This window comes from Acuticoccus sp. (assembly GCF_965213555.1).
Lineage (GTDB): Bacteria > Pseudomonadota > Alphaproteobacteria > Rhizobiales > Amorphaceae > Acuticoccus.
Genome location: NZ_OZ243890.1, coordinates 1,292,241 through 1,314,968, shown reverse-complemented (window position 1 = coordinate 1,314,968; position 22,728 = coordinate 1,292,241). Strand labels below are relative to the sequence as shown.

General features: G+C 72.2%; 23 protein-coding genes and 1 pseudogene. 9 read left to right on the top strand and 15 right to left on the bottom strand.

Annotated features, from left to right (window positions below; all coding sequences use genetic code 11):
• Window positions 1-27: 27 nt before the first annotated feature.
• The 5 genes and pseudogenes from glp to ACOOE8_RS06390 form a co-directional block, all read right to left on the bottom strand.
• Entirely contained in the window at window positions 28-1,194 is a 1,167-nt protein-coding gene (gene glp / locus ACOOE8_RS06410; RefSeq protein WP_420394010.1) for a gephyrin-like molybdotransferase Glp, read from the bottom strand.
• Between the two features lie 88 nt (window positions 1,195-1,282).
• Window positions 1,283-1,717, bottom strand: a complete 435-nt coding sequence (moaC, locus tag ACOOE8_RS06405) for a cyclic pyranopterin monophosphate synthase MoaC (RefSeq protein ID WP_420394642.1) — start codon at window positions 1,715-1,717, stop codon at window positions 1,283-1,285.
• A gap of 42 nt (window positions 1,718-1,759) precedes the next feature.
• Window positions 1,760-2,551, bottom strand: a pseudogene (trpC, locus tag ACOOE8_RS06400) (indole-3-glycerol phosphate synthase TrpC); the annotation flags it as partial.
• Window positions 2,552-2,609: 58 nt separating this feature from the next.
• On the bottom strand, window positions 2,610-3,644 hold the full coding sequence (gene trpD, locus ACOOE8_RS06395; RefSeq protein ID WP_420394009.1) for an anthranilate phosphoribosyltransferase: 1,035 nt from the start codon (window positions 3,642-3,644) through the stop codon (window positions 2,610-2,612).
• A 60-nt stretch (window positions 3,645-3,704) separates the two neighbouring features.
• Window positions 3,705-5,591 carry a SurA N-terminal domain-containing protein gene (locus ACOOE8_RS06390; RefSeq protein ID WP_420394008.1) on the bottom strand — a complete coding sequence of 629 codons (1,887 nt, stop codon included), beginning with the start codon at window positions 5,589-5,591 and terminating at the stop codon, window positions 3,705-3,707.
• A 149-nt stretch (window positions 5,592-5,740) separates the two neighbouring features.
• Between ACOOE8_RS06390 and tpiA the strand changes: the two genes are divergently transcribed.
• Window positions 5,741-6,478 carry a triose-phosphate isomerase gene (gene tpiA, locus ACOOE8_RS06385; protein ID WP_420394007.1) on the top strand — a complete coding sequence of 246 codons (738 nt, stop codon included), beginning with the start codon at window positions 5,741-5,743 and terminating at the stop codon, window positions 6,476-6,478.
• Here tpiA and ACOOE8_RS06380 read toward each other — a convergent pair.
• From ACOOE8_RS06380 to parE, 4 genes are all read right to left on the bottom strand, one after another.
• Window positions 6,475-7,143 (bottom strand): ceramidase domain-containing protein, encoded by a 669-nt coding sequence (locus tag ACOOE8_RS06380; protein ID WP_420394006.1) that lies wholly within the window; start codon window positions 7,141-7,143, stop codon window positions 6,475-6,477. The two genes, tpiA and ACOOE8_RS06380, sit on opposite strands and share 4 nt — an antisense overlap.
• Window positions 7,144-7,194: 51 nt before the next feature.
• Entirely contained in the window at window positions 7,195-7,800 is a 606-nt protein-coding gene (locus ACOOE8_RS06375; RefSeq protein ID WP_420394005.1) for a GNAT family N-acetyltransferase, read from the bottom strand.
• Window positions 7,797-8,420 (bottom strand): glutathione S-transferase family protein, encoded by a 624-nt coding sequence (locus ACOOE8_RS06370; RefSeq protein ID WP_420394004.1) that lies wholly within the window; start codon window positions 8,418-8,420, stop codon window positions 7,797-7,799. The genes ACOOE8_RS06375 and ACOOE8_RS06370 overlap by 4 nt, the downstream gene beginning before the upstream one ends.
• Window positions 8,421-8,488: 68 nt before the next feature.
• Window positions 8,489-10,546 (bottom strand): DNA topoisomerase IV subunit B, encoded by a 2,058-nt coding sequence (gene parE, locus ACOOE8_RS06365; protein ID WP_420394003.1) that lies wholly within the window; start codon window positions 10,544-10,546, stop codon window positions 8,489-8,491.
• A 91-nt stretch (window positions 10,547-10,637) separates the two neighbouring features.
• Between parE and ACOOE8_RS06360 the strand changes: the two genes are divergently transcribed.
• Window positions 10,638-11,261, top strand: coding sequence for a uracil-DNA glycosylase (locus ACOOE8_RS06360; RefSeq protein ID WP_420394002.1), 624 nt, complete (start codon window positions 10,638-10,640; stop codon window positions 11,259-11,261).
• Here ACOOE8_RS06360 and ACOOE8_RS06355 read toward each other — a convergent pair.
• Entirely contained in the window at window positions 11,237-11,890 is a 654-nt protein-coding gene (locus ACOOE8_RS06355; protein ID WP_420394001.1) for a sterol desaturase family protein, read from the bottom strand. The two genes, ACOOE8_RS06360 and ACOOE8_RS06355, sit on opposite strands and share 25 nt — an antisense overlap.
• Before the next feature lie 89 nt (window positions 11,891-11,979).
• Here ACOOE8_RS06355 and ACOOE8_RS06350 point away from each other — a divergent pair, with 89 nt between their 5' ends.
• Both ACOOE8_RS06350 and ACOOE8_RS06345 read left to right on the top strand, forming a co-directional pair.
• Window positions 11,980-12,510, top strand: a complete 531-nt coding sequence (locus ACOOE8_RS06350) for a thioredoxin family protein (protein WP_420394000.1) — start codon at window positions 11,980-11,982, stop codon at window positions 12,508-12,510.
• Between the two features lie 16 nt (window positions 12,511-12,526).
• Window positions 12,527-13,708 (top strand): glycosyltransferase, encoded by a 1,182-nt coding sequence (locus ACOOE8_RS06345; protein WP_420393999.1) that lies wholly within the window; start codon window positions 12,527-12,529, stop codon window positions 13,706-13,708.
• Between the two features lie 28 nt (window positions 13,709-13,736).
• On the opposite strand, the gene ACOOE8_RS06340 is transcribed toward ACOOE8_RS06345, so the two are convergent.
• Window positions 13,737-14,306 carry a Uma2 family endonuclease gene (locus tag ACOOE8_RS06340; RefSeq protein WP_420393998.1) on the bottom strand — a complete coding sequence of 190 codons (570 nt, stop codon included), beginning with the start codon at window positions 14,304-14,306 and terminating at the stop codon, window positions 13,737-13,739.
• Between the two features lie 161 nt (window positions 14,307-14,467).
• Here ACOOE8_RS06340 and ilvD point away from each other — a divergent pair, with 161 nt between their 5' ends.
• From ilvD to ACOOE8_RS06325, 3 genes are all read left to right on the top strand, one after another.
• The gene (gene ilvD, locus ACOOE8_RS06335; protein ID WP_420393997.1) at window positions 14,468-16,192 is read left to right on the top strand and encodes a dihydroxy-acid dehydratase; all 1,725 of its coding nucleotides are present in this window, start codon (window positions 14,468-14,470) and stop codon (window positions 16,190-16,192) included.
• Between the two features lie 219 nt (window positions 16,193-16,411).
• Window positions 16,412-16,642: a hypothetical protein gene (locus ACOOE8_RS06330; RefSeq protein WP_420393996.1), complete on the top strand. Its 231-nt coding sequence runs from the start codon at window positions 16,412-16,414 to the stop codon at window positions 16,640-16,642.
• A gap of 76 nt (window positions 16,643-16,718) precedes the next feature.
• Window positions 16,719-17,408 carry a haloacid dehalogenase type II gene (locus ACOOE8_RS06325; RefSeq protein WP_420393995.1) on the top strand — a complete coding sequence of 230 codons (690 nt, stop codon included), beginning with the start codon at window positions 16,719-16,721 and terminating at the stop codon, window positions 17,406-17,408.
• Between the two features lie 28 nt (window positions 17,409-17,436).
• Here ACOOE8_RS06325 and ACOOE8_RS06320 read toward each other — a convergent pair whose 3' ends face one another.
• From ACOOE8_RS06320 to ACOOE8_RS06305, 4 genes are all read right to left on the bottom strand, one after another.
• Window positions 17,437-17,790, bottom strand: a complete 354-nt coding sequence (locus ACOOE8_RS06320) for a DUF1428 domain-containing protein (protein WP_420393994.1) — start codon at window positions 17,788-17,790, stop codon at window positions 17,437-17,439.
• 362 nt (window positions 17,791-18,152) lie between these two features.
• The gene (gene xth / locus ACOOE8_RS06315) at window positions 18,153-18,935 is read right to left on the bottom strand and encodes an exodeoxyribonuclease III (protein ID WP_420394641.1); all 783 of its coding nucleotides are present in this window, start codon (window positions 18,933-18,935) and stop codon (window positions 18,153-18,155) included.
• A 22-nt stretch (window positions 18,936-18,957) separates the two neighbouring features.
• Window positions 18,958-19,323 (bottom strand): HesB/IscA family protein, encoded by a 366-nt coding sequence (locus tag ACOOE8_RS06310; protein ID WP_420393993.1) that lies wholly within the window; start codon window positions 19,321-19,323, stop codon window positions 18,958-18,960.
• A 30-nt stretch (window positions 19,324-19,353) separates the two neighbouring features.
• Window positions 19,354-19,578 (bottom strand): hypothetical protein, encoded by a 225-nt coding sequence (locus ACOOE8_RS06305; protein WP_420393992.1) that lies wholly within the window; start codon window positions 19,576-19,578, stop codon window positions 19,354-19,356.
• Between the two features lie 168 nt (window positions 19,579-19,746).
• On the opposite strand from ACOOE8_RS06305, the gene ACOOE8_RS06300 reads away from it, so the two are divergent.
• Window positions 19,747-20,916, top strand: a complete 1,170-nt coding sequence (locus ACOOE8_RS06300) for a deoxyguanosinetriphosphate triphosphohydrolase (protein ID WP_420393991.1) — start codon at window positions 19,747-19,749, stop codon at window positions 20,914-20,916.
• A 79-nt stretch (window positions 20,917-20,995) separates the two neighbouring features.
• The gene (argS, locus tag ACOOE8_RS06295) at window positions 20,996-22,720 is read left to right on the top strand and encodes an arginine--tRNA ligase (RefSeq protein ID WP_420393990.1); all 1,725 of its coding nucleotides are present in this window, start codon (window positions 20,996-20,998) and stop codon (window positions 22,718-22,720) included.
• Window positions 22,721-22,728 lie beyond the last annotated feature (8 nt).

Below are 22,728 nucleotides of genomic sequence, written 5' to 3'. Positions count from 1 at the left end.
CCCGTTGGAACGTCGGGCGTCGATCGGTCAGAGCGGGATGTAGCAGCATGGAGCGCCGGCCTCCGAGGCAGGCGCTCGGGGCTGGCGCACCAAGAGGACGTCCGCTTGGGACAACGTCGACAGCATCGAGGAGTCCTGCACGGGGAACGGGACGACCCGTCCAGCCTCGAGGCGCGCGCGCATGTGGTCGCGCCGCGGGCCGTTGGCGCCCACCGGCGCGCCGAGGGTGCCCTCGACGGTGGGCGGCAGCGGGTCGTTCGCACCCTGCATCGCCCGCACGAACGGGATCAGGAAGAGGATGGCGCAGACGATCGCCGAGACGGGGTTGCCCGGCAGGCCGAGGACGGGCGGACGGGACGCGAACATCAACGGCTTGCCCGGTCGCACGGCCACGCGCCAGAAGTCCGGCGTCACGCCGATGTCGGCGAGCGCGAGGCGGACGAGGTCGTGCTCGCCCACCGACGCGCCCCCCAGCGTGACGAGGACGTCGGCGGTGGTCGTACCCTCGCCGACGCGGCTCGCGAGCTCGCGCCGATCGTCGAGCGCGATGCCGAGGTCTACGGCGTCGCATCCTGCCTCGCGCAGCATCGCCGCCAGCGCACCCGAGGTGGAGGCCACGATCTGGTCGGGACCCGCCGGAGTCCCGGGGAGCACCAGCTCGTCCCCGGTGGCGAGCAGCGCGACGCGCGGCCTCGCCGCGACCACGAGCCTCGCGTGCCCGGCGGCGCCGGCGAGGGCGACGTGCCGCGCGGCGAGGGTCGTCCCCGCGTCGACGAGCCCGTCGCCGGAGCGGAAGTCGAGGCCCTCGGCGCGCACGTGGTCGCCGGGCGCGACGGCGGCGAGGGCGGTCAGCCTGTCGCCCTCGCGCGTCGCGTCCTCCTGGATCAGGACCGCGTCGGCCCCGTCCGGGACGGGTGCGCCGGTGAAGATGCGCACCGCCTCGCGTGGGCCGAGGACGCCGGACCAGCGACGCCCTGCCGCCGCCTCGCCAACGACGCGCACCGGGCCCCTCAGGTCGGCGGCGCGCACGGCGTAACCGTCCATCGCGGAGGAGGGAAACGGCGGCTGCGTGCGCAGCGCGACGACGGGCTCGCGCAGGACGCGGCCGACCGCGTCCGCCAGCGGCACCGCCTCGCCCGGCATCGAGGGGGCGGCGGCGATGAGGGCAGATTGCGCCTCGTCGACGCTGATCACCGGTCGCCTCGCCGACCGCGCGTCGGCCGTCGGGCCGGAGTCGTGCGCGAGGGCGCCGTTGCCGCGAGCGGTTGGGGGCGCACCTCGGTCAAGGGGCTCGGTAGTCGCCCGACCGGCCGCCGGACTTCTCAAGGAGCCGCAGGTCGCCGATCACCATCGCGCGGTCGAGCGCCTTCGCCATGTCATAAAGCGTGAGGCACGCAGCCGAGACCGCGGTCAACGCCTCCATCTCGACGCCAGTTCGGCCGGAGGTGGCGGCCCGGGCGCGGACCCTGTAGCCGGGCAAGGCGCGGTCCGGCTCGAGCTCCACCGAGACGGCGTCGAGGCCGATGGGATGGCACAGGGGCACGATGTCGGCGGTGCGCTTGGCGGCCATGATCCCGGCGACGCGGGCCACCGCGACCACGTCGCCCTTCGCGACGTTGCCGGCCATGATCGCGTCGAGGGTCGCGGCTGCCATGCGCACCGTCCCCTCGGCGACGGCGACGCGCTGGGTCGCGCCCTTGCCCCCGACGTCGACCATGTGGGCGGCGCCATCGGCGCGAAGGTGGGTCAGCCGGTGTCCGAGAAGGGCCCGCGTCGCGCCGGTCACGTCGCCCTGCCTCATCAAGCTCTCACCGACCAGGAAGGCAGCCGCACCAGCGGCGGTCAGGCGCGCCACGTCGGCGGCGCTCGCGATCCCCGACTCGGCGACGACGACGCGGTCCGCCGGCACGCCGGCCGCGAGCCGCTCGGTGACAGCAAGGTCGGTCACGAAGGTGCGCAGGTCGCGGTTGTTGATGCCGACGAGGGGCGAGGGGAGGGCGAGCGCGCGGGCAAGGTCGGCCTCGTCGTGCACCTCGAGCAGCGTCGCCATGCCGAGCTCGCCCGCGCACTCGACCAGCGCTCGGGCGGTGGCGTCGTCCACCGCGGTGAGGATGACGAGGATGCAGTCGGCGCCCCACGCGCGTGCCTGGAACACCTGCTCGGGCACGTAGAGGAAGTCCTTGCGCAGGACCGGCAGGTCGACCGCAGCCCGCGCAGCGACGAGGTGCTCGGCGCTCCCCATGAAGGACGGGCCATCGGTGAGCACCGACAGGCACGCCGCGCCACCCTCGGCGTAGGCCTGCGCGAGGCGCGCAGGGTCGAAGTCCGCCCGGATGAGCCCCTTCGATGGGCTCGCCTTCTTCACCTCGGCGATGAGCGCCGGACGGCCTGCGCTCGCCTCCCGCCGCAGCGCCCCGACGAAGTCGCGCGGCGGGGGTGCGTCGAGCGCCCTCGCGCGCCACTCGGCGGCGTCCTCCACGAGCCGCGCCGCAGCGATCTCCTCGCGCTTGTAGGCCTCGATGCGGGCGAGGATGTCGGGCGGGCGGTCCATCCTCAGCCCCCGTGCGCCGCGCGCCCGGGCCTCGGCCGCGCTTGGAGGCCGGGCGCGGTCATGCGTCGGCCGTCGTTGCCGCGGCCTGCGACACGGACCGCAGCGCCGCGAGCCGGTCCGCCGCCGCGCCGTCGTCCACCAGCCGGGTCGCGAGTGCGTACCCCTCCGCAAGCGTGCCAGCGCGCTCGGCCACGACGAGCGCCGCCGCGGCGTTCAGGCAGGCGATGTCGCGGTAGGCATTTAGCTCCCCCGCAAGCACAGCCTCGAGCGCCGCGGCGTTCTGCGCGGCGTCGCCGCCGACGAGGGCCGCCGCCTCCCCGGTCGCGAGGCCGGCGTCGGACGGGGACACGGTGAACTCGGTGACGGCGCCGTCCTGCACCGCGGCGACGTGGGTCGGCCCGGTCGTCGTCAGCTCGTCCAGCCCGTCGGCGCCGTGCACCACCCACGCCCGCTCCGCGCCGAGGGCGAGGAGCACCTCGGCGAGGGGGCGCACCCAGGCGCGGGCGAACACGCCGGTGACCTGCCGCGTCACGCCCGCAGGGTTCGACAACGGACCGAGGAGGTTGAACACCGTTCGCGTGCCAAGCTCTGCGCGGGCCGGACCCACGTGCCGCATCGCGGCATGGTGCGCCGGCGCGAACATGAAGCCGATGCCGGCGGTGCGGATGCAGGTGGCGACCCCCTCCGGCGACAGGTCGAGGGCGACCCCCAGGGCGGACAGGACGTCCGCCGCACCGGAGCGGGAGGACATCGCACGGTTGCCGTGCTTGGCGACGGGCACCCCCGCGGCGGCGACGATGAAGGCGGCGCAGGTGGAGACGTTGTAGCTGCCCGAGGCGTCGCCGCCGGTGCCGACGATGTCGATGGCGCCGTCGGGCGCCTCGACCTTCGTCATGCGCGCGCGCATGACCTCCACCGCACCGGTGATCTCGTCCACCGTCTCGCCGCGGACCCTGAGGCCCATCAGGAACCCGCCGATCTGCGCCGACGTCGCCTCGCCGGACATGAGGACGGCGAAGGCCTCCGACGCCTCGGCGCGCGACAGGAACTCACCCCCTGCCAATTTGGCGATGAGGCGCTTGAGGTCAGCCACCGCGCACGGCCCCCAACGGTCCCGGATCGCTGGGACGCAGGATCGCGCCGCTCGCCGGCATCAGCCCCGGCCCGACCCGACGCCGATCACGCGGTCGACGATGGGCTGGTTGACGGTCGCGCCGACCTCGGCCTGGTGCGCGGTCAACAGGTCGTAGAGCAGCGCGTTCGCGATCCCGTCGTTGAGCCGGCGCTGGATGGGGGCGACCTCCGCGGCGTCCTCGAAGAACGCGGGCTCCGACACGTCGACGACCTCGACGACGACCTGCGTGACGCCGGATCCCCGCACGGCAGCGACGTGACCGAGGGGTCCGGCGAACGCCTCGGCGGCGACGGCGTCGGCCATGCCCTCAGGCGGCGCGCCCGCGCTGAACGGCTCGCTCGTCGTCGCCCCGGCGCCGTAGCGTGCGGCGATGTCCGCCATCGGCGTGCCGGAGCGCACCGCCTCGGCGGCCTCCTCGGCTACCGCGGCAAGGCGCTCGGCCTGCTGGGCCTCGGTCCAGGCGAGGAGGACGTCCCCGGCCACGTCCTCGAACGGACGGACCGCGGCCTCGATGACGGTGTCGGTCTGCACCCACGTGGTCGAGGCCCCGCCCTCCTCGACGGGGACCGCGTCGTCCCCCGCAGCGGCGGCGAAGGCGGCGTCGAGCACCCCCTGCGAGGGGAGCGGTTCCGCCGCCTCGCCCGAGGCAGCGACGCCGTTCCGGTCGAGCGCCTCGACGGTGCGCACGGGAAGGTCGAAACGCTCGCCCACCTCGGCGACCGGCGCCCCGCCGGCGATGGCATCGATCACGCTGTCGGACAGGGCGCGGACCTGGCTCACCGCCTCGTCCAGGGCGAGCGAGAGGCGGATCTCGTCCTCAACCGCCTCGAACGGCTGCTTGGCAGCCGGCTCGACCTCGGACACGCGCACGAGCGTGGGTCCGAACCGGCCGTCGACCACCGTAGCGCGGCGCGGCTCGAGCGCGAACGCCGCCTCCGCGACGGCGTCGTCGACGATGTCGCCCTCCTCGACGAGGCCGAGGTCCACGTCGGCGAACTTGCGGTCCAGCTCGCGCAGGATGACGGCGAACGCGGTGCCGTCGTTGACGGCGTCGGCCGCGCGCTGGGCGAGGGCGCCATCCTCGAGGATCACCTGCTGCACGCGCCGCCGCTCGACCCCCCCGTAGGCGCCCTCCGCCTCGTAGGCGCGACGCACCGCTTCGGCCGAGACGGCGTCCGGCTCGGCGAGCGCCTCGGGCGACAGCGTCACCGTCGAGAAGGTGCGCCGTTCGGGCGCGCGGAAGCGGTCCTGGTTCGCCTCGTAGTACGCGCGCAGCTCGTCCTCGGAGGGGTCCTCGATGGTGCCCAGCGCGTCGTCAGTCAGCGTGAACGTCGCGACCTGGCGGGTCTGGTTCGCATAGCGGTTCATCGCCTCAAGGTACGCCGTCGGCGCCGTCACGCCTCCGACGAGGCTGTTGACCCAAAGGTCCTGGACGGTGGCGTCGCGCTGGAGCTCGATGAACTCGGCCTCTCCGTAGTTGAAGTCGGCGAGGAAGCGGTCGAACGCGGTCCTGTCGAACTGCCCGCCGGGCGCAAACCGCTCGCTGGTACGGATGCGCTCGGCGAGCGCCTCGTCGCTGACGTCGATGCCGAGGTCGCGGGCGGCATCCACCTGCAGCGCCTCGGTGACGAGCCCCTGCAGGACCCCTTGCGGCAGGCCGATGGCGCGCGCCTCGTCCGGCGTCAGCGACCGGCCGAGCTGCTGGGCGAAGCGGGCCGACTGCAGGCGCCACGCGCGGTCGAACTCGGCGGCCGTCACCGGCGTGTCGCCCACGCGGGCGACCTCGTTGGGGTCGACCTGGTTGACGAAGTCGGCGACGCCCCACACCGCGAAGGAGAGGACGAGCACGGCGATCAGGATCTTGGCGAAGACGCCCTTCGCGCCTCGCCGCAACGCATTCAACATAGGCCTTCGCCGGTTGCCGCTGCTCCCCTCAAGGACGTTGCGGCGCTGACTGGAGGGTCGCGGCCCGCTTTCGCCGCGTCCCCACGATGATAAGGAGGGGGGCAGACCCTCGCAAGCCGCGCGGGGCGGTGCGTGAGGGAGGGACGGGAATGCTCATCGCCGGCAACTGGAAGATGAACGGCATGCCGGACGCGATGGACGAGCTCGGCCGCATGATCGCACGCGCTCCGGAGGTCATGTCGCGCGGCGTCGACCTCCTGGTGTGCCCGCCCGCGGTGCTCATCGCGCGGTTCGCCGAGCGCGCGACGGTGTCGAAGCTGCGCATCGGCGCGCAGGACTGCCACCCCGAGGAGAAAGGCGCGCACACCGGAGACATCTCGGCCGCGATGCTGGCGGCGTGCGGCGCGACTGCGGTCATCGTCGGCCACTCGGAGCGCCGCGCCGACCACGGCGAGACGGACGAGCTCGTCGCGCGCAAGGCGGCGGCCGCCCAGCGCGCCGGGCTCGACGCCAGTCGTGTGCGTGGGCGAGAGCGAGGCCCAGCGCGACGCGGGGGAGGCGGAGGCCGTGGTGCGCCGCCAGCTCGAAGGCTCGGTGCCGGCGTCCTCGACGCCGGCCGGCTCGTCGTCGCCTACGAGCCGGTGTGGGCGATCGGCACGGGGCGCACGCCGTCGCCCCGGGACGTCGCGGCGATGCACGGGGCGATCCGCGACGCGCTCGACGCCCGCTTCGCCGCCACCGTCCCGATCCTCTACGGCGGCTCGGTGAAGCCGGACAACGCGGCCGAGCTCCTCGCCGTCGACGACGTGGACGGCGCCCTCGTGGGCGGCGCGAGCCTCAAGGCGGACGACTTCCTCGCCATCGCCCTTGCGGCGCCCTCAAGCTAGGCCCGTCGCGGCGCGCCGTGGCGGATCATCGCGACGACGAGGACGCCGAGGAGCAGCCCGTTCAAGGTGTGCCAGGCGAAGTGCGTGCCGAGGGGGAAGTCCTTGCACACCGCCATGTCGACGGTGCGGAACGCCAGCGAGACCGCGAAGATCGCCGCCGCAAGGACGAGCGCCCCGCCAGCCGCGCGCCGTCCCGCAGCGCGCAGGACGATGCCGACCGCGAAGAGCGCCACGAGCGGCGGCACGTACCCCTCCGAGCCGTTAAGCGCCTCGCCCGCGACGCGTCCGAGGAGGCCGCCGGCGAACACGGAGAACACCATGAAGGCCGCCGTCGAGAGGGCGGCGCCCCACCACGGCATCCCCGCGAAGCGCCGCATCGCGAGGGCGAAGTAGGCGACGATGAAGAGCTGGATGGGGACGACGTCGGCAAGGAGCGCCCAGCGCGTCGCCACCGTGTGGAACAGGAACGAGCCGATGCCGATGGCGACGAGGATGGCGACGAGGACCGGGATCGCCGCGTCCCGCCGTCCCTCGCGCGCGGCAACCGCGACCGCGACCGCCGCGGCGGCGATGAAGGCCGCGTTGGTGACGGCGTTGACCGGCTCGGCCCAGAAGCCGGGACCGAGCCGCTCGCAGTAGCCATCCAGCGTCTCGGTCCAGTCCATGGCGCCCCCCGGGGCGTCGGTCCTATCGCGACCGCGCGCCAGGCGCCACGTTCAGGTCCGTGGGCGCGACAGCGCGGCGTCGAGGTTGGCGCGGACGGCCGGCCACTCGTGGGCGAGGATCGAGTAGACGCAGGTGTCGCGCAGCGAGCCGTCGGGTAGGATCATGTGGCTGCGCAGGACGCCGTCGAGCTTGGCGCCGAGCCGCTCGATGGCACGCCGGCTCGCGCGGTTCATGGCGTGGGTGCGCAGCTCCACCGCGATGCAGCCGAGCGCCTCGAACGCGTGGGCGAGGAGGAGCCGCTTGGCCTGTGTGTTCAGCGCCGTCCGCTGGACGCGGGCGGCGTACCAGGTGGAGCCGATCTCCACGCGATGGTGGGTGCGGTCGACGTTCATGTAGGTCGTCATCCCCTCGACGCGTCCGTCCGGTCCAAGCACGGTGAAGGGGACCATCGAGCCTGCCTCCTGGAGGCCGAGACGGCGGTCGATCTCGGCGGCCATGCCCTCGGGCGAGGGGACGCTCGTCACCCACAACCGCCACACGTCGCCGGACCGCACGGCGTCAACCAGCCCATCATGGTGCTCTTGGGAGAGCGGCACGAGGCGCACGTGCTCGCCCTCGAGGGTGACAGGGCCGATCGCGAGCTCGGTGCCGCTCACGCGGACATGGCGGCGGCGTCCGCGTCGTCGAGCTCGTTGGACCGCCGGTAGGCATCGCGATCCGCGACGCGCGCGGCGTAAGCCTCGAAGGCGGGACGGCGGTCGATGGTGTCGAACTGCAGACCCCACAGGACCTGGGATCCGACATAGACGTCCGCCGCGCTGAACTCGTACCCGGCGATGTAGTCCTTGCCCGCCAGCGCCTCCTCCAAGGTGTCGAAGACGCGCTCGGGCGAGCCCCAGCCGATCATCGACGAGGCTTCGGGCGGGACGACGGTCTTCTGCGCCCGCGCGGTGGCGGCGGGTTCGATGCAGCCCGCGCCGAAGAACAGCCAGCGGTAGTACGAGGCGCGCTCGGCAAGCGGCGGGGCGAGGCCGGCGTCCGGGAACGCGTCGGCAAGGTAGGCGCAGATGGCGGCAGCCTCGGTGATTACCTTGCCGCCGTGGCGGATCGTCGGCAGCTTGCCCATGGGGTTGATGGCGCGGAAGTCGGCGCCCTGGGTGCCGTCCGGCCCGAAGGGCATCACCACGACCTCGTAGGGCGCGCCGGCCTCCTCCAGCATCCACCGGGCGATCCGCCCGCGCGACATGGGGTTGGTGTAGAGCGTGACGTCGGCCATGGCGTGGTCCTCCCCACCGAACGTTTAGCTGCTCTCCCGGCGCGAGAAAATGCTCGCTCCGAGCGCGCTCAGATGTCGAGCGCGTCGGCGGAGGCGAAGGCGGCGTTCTCCTGGATGAAGGCGAAGCGGGCCTCCGGCCTGTTGCCCATGAGACGGTCCACCGCGAGGCCGGTCGCCTCGCCCTCCGCCTGGATGGCGACGCGCAGCAGCGTGCGGGTCGCCGGGTCCATCGTGGTCTCCCTGAGCTGCGCCGGCATCATCTCGCCGAGCCCCTTGAAGCGGCCGACGTCGATCGGCTTGTCGCGCTTGAACTCGTCCATCAGCGCCTCCCGGTGGGCGTCGTCGCGGGCGTAGAGCGTCTTGGCGCCTTGGGTCAGGCGGTAGAGCGGCGGCACGGCGAGGTAGAGGTGGCCCGCGTCGACGAGGGTGCGCATCTCGCGGTAGAAGAAGGTGATGAGGAGCGAGGCGATGTGCGCGCCGTCGACGTCGGCATCGGTCATCACGATGACCTTCTCGTAGCGCAGCTTGGTGAGGTCGAAGTCGCGGCCGACGCCGCAGCCCAGCGCGAGCACGAGGTCGGCGAGCTGCTGGTTCGCCATCACCTTCTCCCGCGCAGCACTCGCGACGTTGAGGATCTTGCCGCGCAGGGGCAGCACCGCCTGGGTCGCGCGCTGGCGCGCCTGCTTGGCCGAGCCACCGGCCGAGTCGCCCTCCACGATGAAGATCTCGGTGCCCTCCGCGCGGCCCTGCGTGCAGTCGGCGAGCTTGCCGGGCAGGCGCGTGCGGCGCGTGGCGGAGCGCCGGGCGACGTCCTTCTCAGCCCGGCGCCGCAGCCGCTCGTCGGCCTTCTCGACGACGGCGTCGAGCACGAGGCCGGCGCGCGCGGCGTCGGACGCCAGCCACTCCTCAAACGCCTCGCGCACCGCAGCCTCCACCTGGCGCGTCGCCGACTGGGTCGAGAGCTTGTCCTTGGTCTGGCCGACGAACTCGGGCTCGCGCACGAAGACCGACAGCATGGCCGCGCAGGCGTCCATCACATCCTCGCCGGTGACCTGGGCCGACTTCTTGTGTCCGACCCGCTCGGCGTGGGACTTCAGGCCCTTGAGGAGCGCGGTGCGCAGCCCCGCCTCGTGGGTGCCGCCCTCCGGGGTCGGGATCGTGTTGCAGTAGGAGCGGACGAACTCGTCCACGGGGACGAAGCCGACGGCCCACTCCACCGCGCCGCGCGTGCCGGGCGTCCCAGCGGTGCCGGCGAAGAGGCCGTCCAAGACGGTGGGCCGGCCCCTCAGCTCGTCGGCCAGGTAGTCGGCGAGGCCGCCCGGAAAGCGGAACGTCGCCTCGGCCGGCGGCGCCTTCGGCCCCGTCAGGAGCTCCGGATCGGCGCGCCACCGCAGCTCGACGTTCGCGAACAGGTACGCCTTCGCCCGCGTCTGGGCGAACAGGCGGGACGGATCGAAGGCGAGGGAGCCGAAGATCTCAGGGTCGGGGCGGAAGGCCACCGTCGTGCCGCGCCGGTTCGGCGCCGCGCCCACCTCCTCGAGCGCGCTCGTCGCAAGTCCCCTGGAGAAGCTCTGGCGGTAGAGCTTCTTGCCCCGCGCGACCTCGACGACGAGCTCCTCCGACAGCGCGTTCACCACCGAGACCCCGACGCCGTGCAGCCCGCCGGACGCCTCGTAGGCCTTGGAATCGAACTTTCCGCCCGCGTGGAGCGTGGTCATGATGACCTCGAGCGCCGACCGGTCGGGAAAGCGCGGATGCGACTCGACGGGGATGCCGCGGCCGTTGTCGGACACGGCGAGTAGGTCCGGCGTGAGGCGGACCTCGATCCACGAGGCGTGGCCGGCGACGGCCTCGTCCATGGCGTTGTCGAGCACCTCGGCGAACAGGTGATGGAGGGCGCGCTCGTCGGTGCCGCCGATGTACATGCCGGGCCTGCGGCGGACCGGCTCGAGGCCTTCCAGCACCTCGATGTCGGCGGCGGTGTAGCCTGCCTCGGCGTCGGATGGCGCGGCGGTGCCCCGTGCCTTCTCGCGGCTCGGCGTCGACGTGCGCCGACCAGAGCTCGCAGTGCTGCGAGGGCTGCGCGCGTCGGACGGCTCGTCGCCGAAGAGGTCCTTCTCCGCCATAGGCTCCTTCGCCGCCCGTCCCGACCGGTAGGTCGCGGGATGGTCCCCCCGATCAAGCGACCGTAAGTAGCGCCTCCACAAGGCGAAAGCGATGACGGCGTGGCGATTGACCCCAGGAACCGCGAGCGAGCTATCCACACCGGAGGCCGTCGCGGAGCGCCGCCGCCGGCTTGGCGAGCTGCACGTCGCTCCGCTGGCCGAGCTGGCCGCGGCGCTGTCCCGCGACGGGCCGGTGCCCATGCCGGACCCCAGCGACGGCGGGGTCGAGGCGACCATGCTGTTCCTGCTGGAGAAGCCCGGAGCGGGCGCAGCGACCGGCTTCGTTAGCCGGGACAACCCCTCGGGCACCTCGCGGGCGCTGCGCGCGATGACGGCGGCTGCAGGCATCGACCGCGCAGCCACGCTGCTGTGGAACGCGGTGCCGTGGTGGAACGGGACGCCCGTCGTGCGCCGCGCCGAGCTCGCCCGAGGGGCACAGGCGCTCGGCGCGCTGCTCCCGCTCATGCCCCGCCTTGCCGTCGTCGTCACCCTCGGCCGCACCGCGGAGCGGGCGTGGCGGCTCGGCGGCATCGCCGGGCTGCCGGCCGTCGCCTGCGCACACCCCTCGCCGCAGGTGCGCGCCGCCTTCCCCGAGCGCTGGGCCGCTATCCCCTCCGCCTTCGCCGAGGCGGCACGGATCGCCCGAACCCGTCAGCCGAGACGTCGTCCGTCGTAGCGGGTGCCGAAGATGCGGTCCCAGAATGTCCAGAACAGGCCGAAGTTGGAGTTCTCGTCGCGGTAGTGGTGCAGCATGTGGTGCCGCTTCACGATCGCGAGCAGCCGGTTGTCCATGGGAAGCTGGTGCGTGCCGAAGTGGACGAGCTCCTGCGTCATGTAGTTCATGGCGCCGGCGAGCGTCGCGATGAGCGCGAAGCCGGGCACCACGTCGAGCGACAGGAAGAACGCGGCGATGGCGCTGGCGAGCATCACGACCGGTACTTGATTGCCGTTGATGGCGCCGCCGTACTTCGCCGGCTCGCGGTGGTGGTTCATGTGGTGCCGCCCGACGTCGGCCGTCAGCCGGCGTACCCAGCGGTTCTGCGGCTCCCAATGGTACAGGAAGCGGTGCATCAGGTACTCGATGAGGCTGTAGAGCAAGATGCCGTAGACCACCGCGGCAGTGGCGACGATCGCGGAGGAGACGTGCCACAGCCCGAGCCCTCCCACGACGAGCGCGTAGGGCGTCCACACCAGGATGAGCTTGCGCGTCTTGGGGTAGATGATGAGGTCGCGCAGGCCGCGATCGCGCGCTGCCACAGCCCGTCGCGCGTCGGGCCGATGTGGGGAGGTTGGAGCCTCGGTCATCGCGCCCTCTGCGGCTGAGCCCACGACCTGCTACCCTGACGCCGAGTGCGAGACAACCGCGCGTGGCGCAACGCACGAAGGAGTTGCAGATGGACGAACGATCGATGCCGGCGCCGGACTTCTCGCTGCCGTCGACCGGAGGTGAGGCGGTGTCCCTCGCCGACGTGTCCGGCGCGCGCGGCACCGTCGTCGCGTTCATCTGCAACCACTGCCCCTACGTGGTGTCGTCCGCGCGGCGCATGGTGGACGACGCGCGCACCCTCATGGGCGACGGGTTCGGCTTCGTGGCGATCTGCTCCAACGACGCGACCCGGTACCCCGCCGACGCGTTCGACCGCATGGGGGTGTTCGCGAACAGCTACGGCTTCCCCTTCCCCTACCTGCATGACGAAGCCCAGGAAGTCGCGACCGCCTACGGCGCGAGGGTGACGCCGGACTACTTCGGGCTCGATGCGTCCGGCATCATCCGTTACCGCGGAAGGCTGGACGCCGGGCAGACGAGCCCGCCGCCGGCCGGCTCGCCCCGCGAGCTCGTGGAGGCGATGCGCCAGATCGCCGACACGGGGGAGGGTCCGGCGAACCAGCAGCCTCCCGTCGGCTGCTCCATCAAGTGGAGGTGACGCAACGCCCGTCATCGTGGCGAAGGTCCTGGTGTTCGCCGACACCGTCAGCGTCGCCCATGTGGTTCGGCCCATGCGCGTCGCGACGATGCTCCAGGCGCTCGGGCACGAGGTGGTCTTCGCGCTGCCCGAGGCCGGGCGTGCGCTCCTGCGGACCCTGGATGTCCCGTCGGTCCCAGTTTATGGGATGGCGCTCGACAGGTTCCACCGCGCGCTGCGGCTCCTCGTGCCGCCGTTCGACCGCGTCGGGCTCGACCTGTGCCTCGCCGATGATCTGAGGGCGATCGATCGCGTCCGACCGGACGCGGTGGTGCGCGACATGCGCCCGTCGGTGGTGGTCGCCGCGCACCTGAGGCAGGTCCCCTGCGTCACGCTGCTCAACGCCTATTGGAGCCCGCACTCGCCGCGCCGGCTCGAGGTGTCCGACAACGTGCTGACGCGGATCTTCGGCCACGACCTCACCCGGGCGTCGCTGTCGCACACCGGGGCGCCGACGATGCGCCACGTCCTCGCGCCGGTGAACGCCCAGCGCGCCGCGCACGGCCTCGTGCCCCACGGCGGCGACGTTTTCGCGGTGTTCGCCGCGGGCGACCGCACGGTCCTGCTCGACCATCCGGGCTTCGTGCCGCTCGCCGCGGATGTCGCCGGGCAGTGCATCGGCCCGGTCCTCTGGAACGCGGACGAGGGCGACGCCCCGCCCACCGAGCGGCCGTTCGTCTACGTCCCGGTCGGCTCCAGCGGCGCGCCCTCCCTCGCCCGCGCCGTGGTGCGTGCGCTCGCTGCGAGCGATGCCAATGTTCTCGTGGCCGCGGGCCGCCATTACGACAAGCTCGCGGACCTTGCAGGCCCTCGGGTCGTCGCCGCGCGCACGGTGGACGGGGAGGCGGCGTGCGGCGCGGCGCGCCTCGTGATCTCGAACGGCGGATCGCCGCAGCTCTGGCAGGCGCTGGAGGTGGGAACGCCCGTGTTCGGCCTGCCGAGCAACATCGATCAGGCGCTCAACTCACGCTACGCCGACCGCACCGGTGCCGCCCGAAGCCTGCATGCCCTGCGCGCGACGCCTCGCCGCCTGCGCGAGGCGCTCGACGCGGCGCTCGCCGACCGCGGCCTGTGCGAGGCCGCCCAAGCGCAGGCCGGACGGGTCGCCGCGCTCGATCAGCCGGAGCGGCTGCGCCTGGCACTCCATGGCATCCTGTAGGAGGCTTTGGGACGAACCTAGGGGTCCGCTACTCGACCCAAAGGACGTCGAGACCGAAGCCGACGGCATCGAACGGTGCGGAGCGCACCTCCTCGGCCTCCCGCCACGCGCCGAGCAGCGTCCACCCGGCCTCGCCGCTCGCGAACGCCTCCAGCGTCCGCGCCGCAGGGTCCACGAACCACAGGTGCCCGACGCCGTGCGCCCCGTAGATCCGCCGCTTGCGCGTCAGGTCGAGTGAACGGGTGGAGGGCGACAGCACCTCGCACACCCAGTCCGGCGGCGTCTCGATGCCCACCTCATCGGGGATCTTCGGCAACCGCTCGCGCCGCCAGCCCGCGATGTCGGGGACCACGACGTGGCCTCCGAGGTGCAGCTCCGGCTCGTCCATGAAGATCCAGCCGCCGGGTCCGTCGATCCCACGCTGGAACGGTCGGTGGACCACCGAACCGAGCGCGATGCTGGCGACCGAATGCCGAGGCAGGGGGCGCGGGTGGAGGTAGAGCGTCCCGTCGATGATCTCCGCGACCATGCTTTCCGGCGCGTCGATCACGTCCTGGTACGTCGCTGCCTCCTTCGTGACAGGCTCTTCTAGCGCCACGCGAACGCCTCCTCACACGCCTTCGCCGGACGTCCCAATGCCGGCACTCCGCTCGAAGGGATCATAGCATGGCGCGACATCGAGGTCCGCTGACCCGTAGCGTGCGTTGCCTTCGGCCCCGAAAGGCGGAATGAAGGAGCAGACACGCTGAGGACACGCCCATGGACGCCCGCACCCTCATCAAGGACCGCCTGCCGAGCCGCCACGTCACCGAGGGTCCGACCCGCGCGCCGCACCGCTCCTACCTCTACGCCATGGGCCTGACCAAGGAGGAGATCCACCAGCCCCTCGTCGGCGTGGCGAGCTGCTGGAACGAGGCAGCGCCGTGCAACATCGCGCTGATGCGCCAGGCGCAGGCGGTGAAGAAGGGCGTCGCCGCCGCCAGCGGGACGCCGCGCGAGTTCTGCACCATCACCGTGACCGACGGCATCGCCATGGGCCACGAGGGCATGAAGTCCTCGCTCGCCTCGCGCGAGGTCATCGCCGACTCCGTCGAGCTCACCATGCGCGGGCACTGCTACGATGCGCTCGTCGGCCTCGCTGGCTGCGACAAGTCGTTGCCGGGCATGATGATGGCGATGCTGCGGCTCAACGTGCCGTCGATCTTCCTCTACGGCGGCTCGATCCTGCCCGGCTCCTACCGCGGGCGCCAGGTCACGGTGCAGGACCTCTTCGAGGCGGTGGGCCAGCACTCGGTCGGCGCGATGTCGGACGACGACCTCGACGAGCTCGAGCAGGTCGCCTGCCCGTCCGCCGGCGCGTGCGGAGCGCAGTTCACCGCCAACACCATGGCGACGGTGTCCGAGGCGATCGGGCTCGCGCTGCCCTACTCGGCCGGCGCGCCCGCGCCCTACGAGATCCGCGACCGGTTCTGCTACACCGCGGGCGAGGGCGTCATGCGCCTGGTGCGCGACCAGGTCCGGCCGCGCGACATCTGCACCCGCGAGGCCTTCGAGAACGCGGCGACGGTGGTCGCGGCGACGGGCGGCTCCACCAACGCGGGGCTGCACCTGCCGGCGATGGCGCACGAGGCGGGCATCGCCTTCGACCTCCACGACGTCGCGGAGGTGTTCCGCCGCACGCCGTACATCGCCGACCTCAAGCCCGGCGGCCGCTACGTCGCCAAGGACCTGTTCGAGGCGGGCGGCATTCCCCTCATCATGAAGACGTTGCTCGAGCACGGCTTCCTGCACGGCGACTGCATGACCGTCACCGGCCGCACGCTGGCGCAGAACATGGAGGCGGTGCGCTGGAACAGCGAGCAGGACGTGGTCCGACCGGCGAACACCCCGATCACGCCGACGGGGGGCGTCGTCGGCCTCAAGGGCAACCTCGCCCCCGAGGGCGCGATCGTGAAGGTCGCGGGCATGGAGAAGCAGCGCTTCTCCGGTCCCGCACGGTGCTTCGATTCGGAGGAGGAGGCGTTCGCCGCCGTCTCCCGGCGCGAGTACCGCGAGGGGGAGGTGCTCGTCATCCGCTACGAGGGGCCGCGCGGCGGACCCGGCATGCGCGAGATGCTGTCCACCACCGCCGCGCTCTACGGCCAGGGGATGGGCGACAAGGTGGCGCTCATCACCGACGGGCGGTTCTCCGGCGCGACTCGCGGCTTCTGCATCGGCCACGTCGGGCCCGAGGCGGCCGTGGGCGGGCCCATCGGCCTCTTGCGCGACGGCGACGTCATCACCATCGACGCGGTCGCTGGCACGATGGAGGTCGAGTTGACCGACGGCGAGCTCGACGAGCGCCGGTCCGCTTGGGCGCCCCGTCCGTCCGCGTTCGGCTCGGGGGCGCTGTGGAAGTACGCGCAGACCGTCGGCCCGGCCGAGAAGGGCGCCGTCACCCACCCGGGCGGGACCGAGGAGGTCCGCGCCTACGCCGACGTTTGAGAAGCGCGCGTGCAAAGCATCGGCCGCGACGACCCGTCGCGCCTCGTCGTGGGGTGCGGTGCGCATCGTCGCCAACCGCGCGCCAGGCAACGACGTTTCCATGTCGACCGTCGGAGGCGGCGGGTTATGACCGATCATCGAGCAGAATTGGTCAAACATTGCGCTTGAGCACGGCAGGTCGGCCGTCCACATTCCTGTCTCAACCTGAGGAGAAGCGATATGCGGACCATTCTGGCTGCCCTCTTCGTCGCCGGCGTCGCCACCTCCGCCGCGGCCCAGGACGCTCCGACGTCAGCTGCAGCGCCGGCGCCCGCCGAGGCGTCCGTCCCGGTCGCTCAGACGAGCACCTCCACCGCGGCCGCGCGGGCGATGACCCCGGTGCCGGCCAGCACCACGACGCGCAAGAGCGGCTGCGGCTACGGACAGACCGCGCAGGCGCCGATCTCCTAAGGCGCTCGGCGAACGCAACAGCGAGCGGCGAGAGATGGAAGGCGCGCCGGGCGGCACCCGCCCGGCGCGAGCCTGTATGGTGAAGGCGCTCATCTTCGACGTGTTCGGCACGCTGGTGGACTGGCGCCAGTCGGTGGCTCGGCACCTCGTTCCGTACATCGACGATCGGGGTCAGCGGCTCGCCTTCGCCGATGCGTGGCGGGCGCGCTACCAGCCCGCCATGGAGGAGGTGCGCTCCGGTCGGCGGCCGTTCGTGCCGCTCGACGTCCTCCACCGGGAGAACCTCGACGCGGTGGTCGACGCTTTCGATGCGCCCATCGACGAGCCCGAGCGCGACGCGCTGAACCTTGCATGGCATGCGCTCGACGCTTGGCCCGACGTCAACGACGGGCTCGCCCAGCTCGGGCGACGCTTCCTGCTCGCGCCGCACTCCAACGGCAACGTGCGGCTGATGGCCGACATGGCACGCCACAACGGCTGGCGCTGGGACGCGATCCTCGGCGCCGAGACGACCGGCTACTACAAGCCACGCCCCGAGAGCTACACGCGCGCGGCCGAGATCCTGATGCTGCCGCCCGGCGAGGTGATGATGGTCGCCGCCCATAACAACGACCTCGCGGCCGCGCGCGCCTGCGGGCTCGCAACCGCGTTCGTGCCACGCCCCACCGAGCACGGGCCGGGGCAGTCCACCGACCTGTCCCCGGCGCAGGAGTGGGACGTCCTCGCCCACGACGTCATGGACCTTGCTGCCCGGCTGGTCGACTGACCGCCTCGCCCTGCCGGCGCCCAGCGCTTCAGGCGTCGAGGACGACCTCGAAGCCGCCGAAGATCATCCGCTTGCCGTCGAACGGCATCGGGTTGCGGTCCGGCTGCATCCGAGGGTCGGCCATCATCGCCGCCATGCCAGCATCCCGCGTCGCCTTGTCGGGCCATGTGATCCAGGCGAACACCACCGTCTCGTCGGGCGCCTTGCGCACCGCCATCGGGAAGGAGGTGACCTCGCCGTCGGGCACGTCGTCGCCCCAGCACTCCGCGACGGACAGCGCGCCGTTGTCCCTGAACACCGCCGCGGCGACGCGCGCGTGCTCGATGTAACGCTCTCGGTTCGCGGTCGGCACCGCAGCGACGAAGCCGTCGACGTAGGTCATGGTTTCCCCTCCTGTCACCCGTTCGCGCGGCGCAGCGCCGAACGTGCGTTGCCCATCGCCACGCGAACTCCCCTCGCGACGACAAGAGGGCGCAGCCGCTCGTTGCGAGCTTGCATTGGCGGCGAATCATGACAACATCGCGGCTGTGTTCAACGCAGCGAAAGGAGGTGATCCAATGTCGAGTGGGATTCTCAAGCGGGCGGCGACGTCTGGATCGGATCGGGTGACGTTAGAGCAGCCTCTTTCGCTCAACTGACGAGATCGGGCACACGCCGGACGTGACCGTCCGCGCGAGCTCACGGGGGGACCGCAGCGCGGTCCCCCTTCGCGTTTTCAAGGACCGCGAAGCGCCGCTCGGACCTTCAGATGTCGAGCACCGCGCTGACCGGGACGTGGTCCGACGGCTTCGGCCAGCCGCGGGTGTGCTTGTCGACCGCGACGCGTTCCAGCCGGTCGGCGGCGCCCGGCGACAGCATCAGGTGGTCGATGCGGATTCCGTTGTTCCTCTGCCAGGCGCCCGCCTGGTAGTCCCAGAACGTGTAGAGGTCGCCCGAGCGGTCCACCGCGCGCTGGGCGTCGAGGTAGCCGAGGTGGGCGAGCGCCCTGTGCCGCGCGCGGCTCTCGGGCTGGAACAGCGCGTCGTCGGTCCACCGCTCCGGGAAGCGCGCGTCCTCGGGCTCGGGGATGACGTTGTAGTCACCGGCCAGCACCACCGGCTCGTCGTTCGCGAGCAGCGCCTCGGCGTGGGCGAGCAGGCGGTCCATCCACGCGAGCTTGTAGCCGAACTTGTCGCTGGCGACGGGGTTGCCGTTCGGCAGGTAGAGGCTCGCGATCCGCACCGCGCCGCGCTCGGTCGACACCGTCGCCTCGATCCACCGCGCGTGCACGTCGCCATCATCGCCCGGCAGTCCCCGGGTGACGTCCTCGAGCGGGCGCTTGGCGAGGAGCGCGACGCCGTTGAACCCCTTCTGCCCGTGGGTTGCGACGTTGTAGCCGAGCCGCTCGACGGCCTCGACCGGGAACGCCTCGTCGACGGACTTGATCTCCTGCAGGCAGGCGATGTCCGGGGAAGCCTCCTCGAGCCATCGCGTCAGGGACTCCAGTCGCGCCTTGACCCCGTTGATGTTCCACGTGGCGACGGTCAGCATACGCCGGACGGAAAGCGCGTCAGAACAGCGAGAACGAGGTGCCGCAGCCGCAGCTCGCCTGGGCGTTCGGGTTCCTGATCTGGAACGACTGCCCCATGAGGTCGTCCACGTAGTCGAGCTCGGCCCCGGCGAGGAAGGGGAGGGACACGGGATCGACGACCACCGTGGCGTCCGCTCCAGCGATGACGAGGTCGTCCCCGTCCGGTCCTGCCACCAGGTCGTAGCGGTACTGGAAGCCGGAGCAGCCGCCGCCCTCCACCGAGACGCGCAGCGCCGTGGCCGGCTCGTCCGCGAGGATCGTCGCGACGCGGCTCAGCGCGCGGGGGGTGACATGAAAGGATGCGTCTGTCACGGCGCGCCTCCTCCTTGATTGAGCCCCCCTCATATAGGGTTGGAGGGGGCCGTCCAACGATGCCTACCCTTCGATGTCCTCCTTCGGCCGGCGGTCCATGTGGGCGATCGCCTCGCGGCAGAGGGGGACGACGAGGAAGGTGATGAGCGGCACTGTCACCGACGTGGAGATGAGTACCGACAGCCAGGTCGCAAGGTCCAGCGGGTCGAGCGCGTAGGTGAGCACCAGGACCGCGGGGTAGACCCCGAGCCAAACGCCGAGCATGACCCTCAGCTTGTCCGCGTTCATGCCGAGCCCCTCCGATCGTCGCACACCTTGCCCACCCACAAGCCTCGCGAGACGGCAGCGTTCCGGCGCAAGGGGGACGAAGGCGCCGCGACGGGTGCGGGCCGCCGAGGAATCGGGTGTTGTCGGCCGGCGGACAGGGACGGACGGGGCCAGACGGAGGGGAGATCGATGCAGAGCGTGCGCCCTTCGCCGCGCATCCTTGCGCCCTACGCCACGCGACCCGAGGCGAGCCGCGGCCGGCGCATCGCCGAGCCTGCGTCGGCCACGCGCACGCCGTTCCAGCGCGACCGCGACCGCATCGTCCACTCCACCGCGTTCCGCCGGCTGACCCACAAGACGCAGGTCTTCATCACCACCGACGGCGACCACTTCCGCACCCGCCTCACGCACTCCCTGGAGGTGGCGCAGATCGCCTCCTCCATCGCCCGGGTCCTGTCGCTGGACGAGGACCTCGCGGAGGCGCTGGCGCTCGCCCACGACTTCGGGCACACCCCGTTCGGGCACGAAGGGGAGGCCGTGCTCGACCGGCTGATGGCGCCCTACGGCGGGTTCGACCACAACGTCCAAGCCTATCGCATCGTCACGCGACTGGAGCGCCGCTACGCCCGCTTCGATGGGATGAACCTCACCTACGAGATGCTTGAGGGCCTCTTGAAGCACAACGGCCCGCCGGGACCTGGCGCGGTCCTCTTCCCGACCCATCCGGAGGTGGACGACCTCGACCTCGTCGGCCAGGCGGGGCTCGAGGCGCAGATCGCCGCGATCTCCGACGACATCGCCTACGACGCGCACGACATCGACGATGGCCTGCGCTCGGGCCTCCTGACGGTCGAGGCGCTGCGCGAGGTGCCGCTCGTCGACGAGCTCCTGCGCGAGGTGGACCGCGAGGCGCCGGGCCTCGAGGCGGCGCGGCGGACCCACGAGCTGGTCCGGCGGCTCCTGACGCGCATGATCGAGGACGTCATCGCAGAGACGGTCCGCCGCATCGCGCGCGCCGGCGTCGCCTCGGCGGCGGACGTCGCTCGGCAGGAAGGCCCCCTCGTCGCGTTCTCGTCGGCGATGGCCGAGGCGGAGGCCGCGACGAAGCGCGTCCTCCACGCGGACCTCTACCGTCATCCGAGCGTCCTCGACGCCCGCGCCAAGGCGGCACGCGTCGTGGAGGGGCTGTTCGGCGCGTTCGCTGCGGACCCTGCGCTGCTGCCGCCGTCGTGGCGGGACCCGGCCGACGGCGAGGCGCGGCGCCTGCGCCGCACCTGCGACTACCTCGCCGGCATGACGGATCGCTTCGCGCTCGGCGAGCACCGCCGCCTCATCGGTGGCACGCCTGACCTTGGCTGATCCGAAGGTCGGCTGACCCGAGGCTCGCGCTCGTGACGTGGCGACGCTATGAACCGGGCCGTCGCGCCACGGAAGCCCCATGCCCCTGCTCGAGCTCCTCAAGGACCGCATCTGCGCCATCGCCCGCGCCGAGGGGCTCGACGAGGGGCTCGCGCGCGTCGCCGTCGAGACGCCGCGGGACCCCTCCCACGGCGACCTTTCGACCAACGCGGCGATGGTCCTCGCCAAGCCGGCACGGCGCAACCCGCGCGAGCTCGGCGAGGCGATCGCGGCGCGGCTCGCCGACGATCCTCTGGTGGCCGACGCGTCCGTGGCCGGCCCGGGCTTCGTCAACCTGCGCGTCACGCCCGAGGCCGTCGCGCGCGTCGTCGGCGCGGCCCTCGCGGGCGACCTCTCCGCGGGAGCGCTGACCGACGCCCGTCAGTCGGTCAACGTTGAGTACGTGTCGGCGAACCCCACCGGGCCGCTCCACGTCGGCCATGCCCGCGGCGCGGTGGTCGGGGATGCGCTGGCCCGCCTGCTCGAGCGCCGCGGGCATCGCGTCACGCGCGAGTACTACGTCAACGACGCGGGCGCGCAGGTCGACGTGCTCGCGCGCTCGGCGTACCTGCGCTACCGCGAGGCGCGCGGTGAGGCGATCGCGATCCCCTCCGGCCTTTACCCCGGCGACTACCTGGTGCCCGTCGGCGCGGCGCTGTCGGATGAGCACGGCGCAGCCTTGATGGAGGCGCCGGAGGAGGTCTGGCTGCCCATCGTGCGCGAGCGCGCCATCGCAGCGATGATGGATGCGATCCGTGGCGACCTTGCGCTCATCGACATCCACCACGACGTGTTCGCCTCCGAGCGGGCGCTGCAGGTCCCCGTCGACCGCGTCGCGGCGACCATCGCGCGCCTCGCGGACGAGGGGCTGATCTACGAGGGCGTGCTGCCGCGGCCCAAGGGGCAGGCGGAGGACTGGGAGGATCGTGAGCAGACGCTGTTCCGCTCCACGCGGTACGGCGACGACATCGACCGCGCGCTGAGGAAGTCGGACGGCTCCTACACCTACTTCGCCTCCGACATCGCTTACCACGGCGACAAGGTCGGCCGCGGCTTCGACCGGCTGGTCGACGTCCTCGGGGCCGACCACGGCGGCTACGTGAAGCGCATGACCGCCGCCGTGGCCGCGCTCAGCCACGAGCACGTGCGGCTCGACTGCCTCATGTGCCAGATCGTGAAGCTGACGCGCGGCGGCGAGCCTGTGAAGATGAGCAAGCGCTCCGGCGACTTCGTCACTCTACGTGAGGTGGTGGAGGAGGTAGGCGTCGACGCGGTGCGGTTCATGATGCTGTACCGCAAGTCCGACGCGCCGCTCGACTTCGACTTCGTGGCGGTGACCGAGCAGAGCCGGGACAACCCGGTGTTCTACGTGCAGTACGCCCACGCACGTTGCTCGTCGGTGCGGCGGCAGGCGGTGGAGGCGTTCGACGCCTCGGTCCTCGACGACCTCCAGTCCGCCGATGCGACGCAGCTTGTCGACGACGGGGAGCGGACGCTGGCCATCAAGCTTGCGCAGTGGCCGCAAGCGCTCGCCGGGGCGGCCGATGCCGCCGAGCCGCACCGGGTCGCCTTCTACTTGCACGACCTGTCTGCAACCTTGCATACCCAATGGAACCGAGGCAAGGATGAGCCGTCGCTACGGTTCGTTAACACCTCGTCGCGAGAGTTGACCAGGGGGCGACTCGCGCTGGTGGAGAGCGTCCGCTCGGTGATCGCGGATGGGCTCTCGACCCTCGGCGTGTCCGCCCCAGACGAGATGCGGTGATCGGCGAG